Raw genomic sequence first — 6,151 nt, forward strand, 5'->3', positions numbered from 1 at the left:
GAGTAAAATATCAATAAGTTAGGAACAATCTGTGGCCGACATCAACTCTGCTTTAACAGCGAAAAAAATCCCCCATAGTATGACACATCATGGACACCAGCGTATCGATAATTACTATTGGATGCGAGATGACCAGCGAAAGAATGACGAGATCTTGAATCACCTACATGTGGAAAATGAACACGTGGCAGCGGCATTGGCACCGCATAAAAGTTTGCAAACGTCATTATTCGAGGAGATGAAAGCACGCATCGTCAAAGATGATAGTTCCGTCCCTGTCAAAGATGGTACTTATTGGTATGTCAGTGATGTGAGTGGGGATAATGAATATGCATGTCACTATCGGGCGAAAGATGAGCACCTTAACGAAAAAACATTGTTACTCGATGTCAATGAATTAGCGCGAGAGCATGAATATTATGATGTTGGCGATTTGGCTGTTAGCCCAAATGATCAGTTACTTGCATACAGTGAAGACTTAGATGGTCGCCGTATTTATACCTTTAGATTTAAAGATATAGCATCGGGGGAGTATTTACATGATGTGTTAGCCAACACCGAAGGCGAATTAGTCTGGGGCAATGACAATAAAACGGTTTTTTATGTCAGGAAAGACGAACAAACATTACTCGGTACTCAAGTATATAGGCATATATTAGGCACACCACAAAGTGACGATGTGTTGGTTTATGAAGAACATGATCATCAGTTTTATATGGGACTTGGCAAAAGCCGTGATGAAAGCCAAATCTATATTTATTTGTCAGCAACTGAAACAAGTGATGTGTTGGTGTTAGATGCAGCGCGTCCAGAAGGGAAATTTGAGCGCTTAATACCGAGGACTATGGGCCATGAATATGGCTTGGATAAGCTGGGGGACACGTATTATATATTATCCAATAATAATGCGATGAATTTCCGTTTATTAACGGCTTCGCAGCAGAACATAGCGCAAGTGCAGCAATGGCAAGAGGTGGTAGCACATAGAGCAGATGTGTTGCTTGAAGGCTTAGAGTTGTTTGACAGCCACTTTGTTGTGACGGAAAGAGAGATGGGGCAAATACGCTTTGTTGTTCATGATTATCAAGGGGGGAGCTATCAGCTTACTTTCAATGATGCGTGTTATTATGCAGGAGTTGGTCAAAACCCAGAGCCAGGCGCAACAACCGTCCGCATTTATTATTCAAGCCTAACGACCCCAAGTTCGGTGTATGATTGTGATTTGGTCAGTGGCAATAAAGTGCTGCGTAAACAACAAGAAGTACTTGGTGAATTTAACAGCGATGACTATGGTTGTGAACGCGTTTTTGTGACGTCTCGAGATGGGGTTAATATACCGGTTTCTTTGGTATATAAAAAAGCGAGCTTTAAAAAAGATGGCACAAACCCTCTGCTGCAATATGGCTACGGGGCGTATGGAATTACCATTGACCCTACTTTTTCTAGTACCACACTGAGTTTGTTGAATCGCGGCTTTGTATACGCAATTGCACATATTCGTGGTTCAGAAATGCTAGGACGCACCTGGTATGAAAATGGTAAAAAAGCGTTTAAAGAAAATAGTTTTAATGATTTTGTGGATGTAACGCGTTCACTCACACAGCAAGGTTATGGTGATTCAAATAAAGTGTTTGCATCAGGTGGCAGTGCTGGTGGCTTATTGATGGGAGCGGTAGCGAACCAAGCGCCAGAGTTATATCTAGGCATTGGGTGTCACGTGCCATTTTTGGACGTACTCACCACCATGTTAGATGAGACCATACCGCTTACAACCAACGAATATGATGAATGGGGCAACCCCAATAACGCGCCCGATTACCACAGTATTTTAGCATATTCTCCGTATGATAATATCGAAGCAAAAGACTATCCAAATATACTTGTGACGACCGGACTACATGATTCTCAAGTGCAATACTGGGAACCGATGAAGTGGGTTGCTAAATTACGAGAGTACAAAACAGATAATAATTTGCTTTTGTTTAAAACAGATATGGATGCAGGTCATGGTGGTGCGTCAGGTCGTTTTAAGAGTCTTCATGAAAAGGCCCTTGAAATGGCATTTTTCATAAGCTTACTAGACTAGCATTACCAAGATGCATGAAAAGAGCATAGCCTGCCCAGCTATACTCTTTTGCTGAAAGTTTATTTGTCAGGTACATGGCTGTTGGCGGGTGTATATTGATGGCCTAACCATTTGTACCAGAGTGCAAAAGGTTTTAATTGTAAAAGGATACACTAGGTGATTTAAGCTGTGTCTTTCTTCGAGGCTACGGCTGACCTATCAATAGGCTAGCTGTAGCATCACAGTGCTTTATTCGCCTTAGTTCAAATAAGCTTTGAGCATCCAGACTAGCTTTTCTTGTTCTTTAATGTAATCACTCATTAGAGCTGCGGTACCTTCATCTTCGGCTTCTCCCGCTTCTGCTAGTATGATGCGTTGCATGCCAATCAAAGTTGTGAAACCAGCCAAGAGATTTTCTAACGCCTGTGTACCATCACTGATCCCTTTTGCTTCACGTATTTGGCTTTGCTCAAGGTAGTCAGAAAAGACATGTAAAGGTTGGCCTTCTATGGTTAAAATTCGCTCAGCAATTTCGTCAACCTTCTCTAATAAAAGGTTGTAAATTTCTTCAAATTTTAAATGCAATTCAAAGAAGTTACGGCCCTTGATGTTCCAATGAAAACCGCGCGCGTTCATATATTGAATTTGGTAGCTGCTTAACAGAGTGTTTAATGACGCAACTAATGCTTGGCTTTTTTGATTGTCTAAACCGATTGAATTTGTGTTTTTCATAGTAGGCTCCTTATTTCGATGAGTTCAGTATGGATGAATGTCTGGCAAATGCCCAACGAGTTAAATCAATAAGAGTAATCTGTAAAATCAATTGATTTTCACTTTTTATTTGTTTTTGTTGATTTAACTCTAATGCTCATTGATATAGGTGATATAAGGCAAGTGTCGTTATCACGTGTTGGAATAGAGCTTGCCAAGTTGCTATAAAATGATTGCTAACGTGTCAATACTTGATCTCGTTCAAATTCTAGCAAGGCATAAAATGAAGGCGATGCAATATTTGATTTAGGTCAAAAATCACACATTACCTAAGCGCATAATAGCAATGAACTTCAGCACTGCGTGCTGAAAACAGTGAAGATGGAATTTAGGAGTATTATTATGCAAGGTAAAACACCATCTCAACATAAGAGTGAGATAGTCGTTGTGATTATGGCGTTGTTGGTATTTGTGGTTGGTTTAGTTGGGCATTTAGCGGGGGCCAGTATCGCAAACTCAGATTCGTTTGGTTACATCGCGGCACCGGTACCCTTGATTGTCGGTGTACTGGCATTTATTGCTTATAAGGTTGCTGAGAAAGGCGATTATTGATGATCGTCGGTCAGCAAGGAATTGATATATTGCGTGACTTGTCGAGAGTAGATCATACTGGTATGGCTAACGTGAAATATTTTATGTTCAGCCATGCCTGGTAATTGTGTTTCCTCAAGCAATACAGTGCCATCTGAACGACTGCCTTTTTGTAAGATCGGCATAAAGCCTAAAGGCAGGTCGCCAGCGATACTATAGAGTTTTGCCGAAAAGGGCCAATCTTGATTATCTGTGAGTAAGAACTCAATGCTATTTTTAAGTAGCATGTTAAGCCCTTTATTGTGCATATGTTTGGCGATTGCACTGCCTTTGTGTGGGGTGCCAAGCGTAATGACCTTTTTCACCGATTGACTGGCAATAGAGTGTTGTTCTAAATAAGCGCGCGCGACGAGCCCGCCCATTGAGTGGCACACAAGCGCGGTGTCTTGATGACCAATAAAATCATCAAGCGTGGTAAATATCGCTGTTTTGTCAGGGTCTAGGGTATTGTAGCTAAAGTTTAATATATCAAAGCCGCGTTTCTTAAGTTTGGCGCACAGTGGGCGCATCACAAAGCCTGACATATACAAACCATGTAATACTACGATGCGCCGAATTGTCATATGTGCCTCTTATTTCAATTGTTGCGGTACAATATGTACACTGGTTTGCTCATCGCTGAGCCAAATTTCCCCATCTTGAATGGTGATGGTAAGCGTCATCGCACGACTGACCATATTGGCTAACTGTGCGGTTGCTTCATAGGGCAAACTGATCACGGATAAATTATGATAACTGGCCAGTTTTTGCTGATTCTTTTGCCACCATATTGGTTGGTTATTTTCACCATAGGTATACAACACAACACTTTTTGCACGGTTACAGGCTTTTTTTACGCGCTTCTCTTCTGGCAAACCCAGTTCAACCCATAGCTCTATTTCATCACTATAGTTTTTTAGCCATACTTCAGGCTCGTCGTCTGCACATAACCCTTTGGTGAACTCTAGCCTTTCTTGAAATTGTAATACGTAGGCTAAAATTCGGATCATCAAACGTTGCTCAGTTTCCGACGGATGTTGTGCGAGCGTGAGCGATAAGTCTTGATATACATGCCTATCCATGTCGCTAATAGATAGGTGGGTTTTAATTATAGTTGATTTGAGCGCCATGGTTTTTTTGATTAATAAATAGCAGAGGGGGGCAGTATACAAGAGATAGAGTTGAGAGTACTCAGCTTATCTTTTAATTAGGATATTTTTTCGCTGAAAAGTTCGCTAAGCATTTTTAGAAAATACAAACAACACTTTGGCGCCTGAGCTGACAAAATCAAGAGCATGAAGTTTGAATAAACAAATGGAGTCGTGCAAGAAACCTCCCCTTATAAAAATAAACCTATGAATGTATCTTGGACTCGTGTAGAAGCGAAATATGTAAGGTGTGGGCAGTAGGAATGTGCCGAATGTGAGTGGAAGCTGGTGACTATCGCAATCAGCCAACTACCTTTAAAGCTAGTTTGAAGTGTTTTTATATACTACAGCAACGAGCGCAGATAGTTATGATGCGTTAGCTTCATCTGAACGACTCAATTTCGCTTCACAAATCATCATGGTCAGTAAAGCACCACAACATACTGCCCACGCAATATAAATCAGACCTTCGAAATTATCATAGATTAGCGTCCAAGATTTTATATCAAAAAGGATATACGCCATATCTTCCAACAAGGCCAAAAGATTAATCATTGCCATATAAAGGAAAATCCAATGAAAAACACCATCGAAGTGAGTGAGCTCAATACCTCTTGAATTCGAGAGTAATCGAGATAATTGTACTCTAAATATCAATACTATCGCGATAGTGACGGTGAAAAAAATTTGAGTACCATAAATGAGAAAGCTTTGTAATAACGGATTTTCTTCTGGAGTCACATAATTCACTAGACCACTTTCATAAACAACAACAGATAGACTGGTTAGAGCTAAAATAAACCCTGAAATATGCGTCATGTTTACATTTTTTGTAAAAATACCAATTGCTATAAATACACTTAGCATGATTAAGTATAGGGGAATCACAAAATGAATTTCCCATAATTGAATATAAAAAAACGCGATTGAGGCTATGCTCAATAAAATCAAATTTGAAAGTTTCATTGTCTATCCTTGAGGGTCATCGATGAAAATGATGGGCGTAAAGCTATTAGGATTAATAGCTGTTGCTCTTGGTCTTTTATAAGGAGTGACACCGCCACTTACCAAAGCGCATATATTTGAATTTAAATTATAAGTATGAGACGGTTGAGAAAAACCTAAAGTAACAGAGCGCGCTTGTGCATTTTTTTTTGCTAGTTCCTTTGGTTTTCTATCAATTTTTATAAATAAACTCATAGCGCTAATTACTTTATTTAGGTTTGTTTTTTTCATGGCTCTTCATCCTGTAAGCTTGGTTTTTCTTTACCATTGGTTAGATTGTGGATCTGTTTTATTTCATTTAATAATGCTTCAGCATCTATCTTACAATATAAAAACCACAAAAAAAGCTGTTTTGAGCGAATATCACTCACACCAAATTCGTAATTAATAATGGTTTTTCTGTCACACCTAAGTTTTTTTGCCATTGCGTCTTGAGATATCCCCGCATTGACTCTCATGGCCCGTAAATCATCTCCATTTATCACATCCTTATCCTTTTTATTAATGGGTATAAAAGGGGTGGTTTTCCACATTGCTAGATGAGCATAATATTTACAAATGAGCTGTTTGTAAACATTTTATTTACATGGGG

General features: G+C 39.6%; 8 protein-coding genes. 2 read left to right on the forward strand and 6 right to left on the reverse strand.

What is annotated here, in order from left to right; genetic code table 11:
- Positions 1 to 31: 31 nt before the first annotated feature.
- Positions 32 to 2,086, forward strand: a complete 2,055-nt coding sequence (locus J8L97_RS10495; protein WP_312037149.1) for a S9 family peptidase — start codon at positions 32 to 34, stop codon at positions 2,084 to 2,086.
- Positions 2,087 to 2,323: 237 nt separating this feature from the next.
- On the opposite strand, the gene J8L97_RS10500 is transcribed toward J8L97_RS10495, so the two are convergent.
- On the reverse strand, positions 2,324 to 2,797 hold the full coding sequence (locus J8L97_RS10500) for a Dps family protein (protein WP_210996376.1): 474 nt from the start codon (positions 2,795 to 2,797) through the stop codon (positions 2,324 to 2,326).
- A gap of 381 nt (positions 2,798 to 3,178) precedes the next feature.
- Between J8L97_RS10500 and J8L97_RS10505 the strand changes: the two genes are divergently transcribed.
- Positions 3,179 to 3,388 carry a hypothetical protein gene (locus J8L97_RS10505; protein ID WP_211049460.1) on the forward strand — a complete coding sequence of 70 codons (210 nt, stop codon included), beginning with the start codon at positions 3,179 to 3,181 and terminating at the stop codon, positions 3,386 to 3,388.
- Here the strand turns inward: J8L97_RS10505 and J8L97_RS10510 are convergent.
- From J8L97_RS10510 to J8L97_RS10530, 5 genes are all read right to left on the reverse strand, one after another.
- Positions 3,382 to 3,990 (reverse strand): alpha/beta fold hydrolase, encoded by a 609-nt coding sequence (locus J8L97_RS10510; protein WP_192509086.1) that lies wholly within the window; start codon positions 3,988 to 3,990, stop codon positions 3,382 to 3,384. The two genes, J8L97_RS10505 and J8L97_RS10510, sit on opposite strands and share 7 nt — an antisense overlap.
- A gap of 9 nt (positions 3,991 to 3,999) precedes the next feature.
- Positions 4,000 to 4,536, reverse strand: coding sequence for a YaeQ family protein (locus J8L97_RS10515; protein WP_210996374.1), 537 nt, complete (start codon positions 4,534 to 4,536; stop codon positions 4,000 to 4,002).
- 384 nt (positions 4,537 to 4,920) lie between these two features.
- On the reverse strand, positions 4,921 to 5,520 hold the full coding sequence (locus tag J8L97_RS10520; RefSeq protein WP_211049462.1) for a hypothetical protein: 600 nt from the start codon (positions 5,518 to 5,520) through the stop codon (positions 4,921 to 4,923).
- Positions 5,521 to 5,523: 3 nt separating this feature from the next.
- Positions 5,524 to 5,790, reverse strand: a complete 267-nt coding sequence (locus J8L97_RS10525) for a hypothetical protein (protein WP_211049464.1) — start codon at positions 5,788 to 5,790, stop codon at positions 5,524 to 5,526.
- Positions 5,787 to 6,044 (reverse strand): helix-turn-helix transcriptional regulator, encoded by a 258-nt coding sequence (locus tag J8L97_RS10530; protein WP_211049466.1) that lies wholly within the window; start codon positions 6,042 to 6,044, stop codon positions 5,787 to 5,789. Before J8L97_RS10530 ends, J8L97_RS10525 begins: the two co-directional genes overlap by 4 nt.
- Positions 6,045 to 6,151 lie beyond the last annotated feature (107 nt).

Source organism: Pseudoalteromonas sp. MMG012, assembly GCF_018100875.1.
GTDB classification, from domain to species: domain Bacteria; phylum Pseudomonadota; class Gammaproteobacteria; order Enterobacterales; family Alteromonadaceae; genus Pseudoalteromonas; species Pseudoalteromonas aurantia.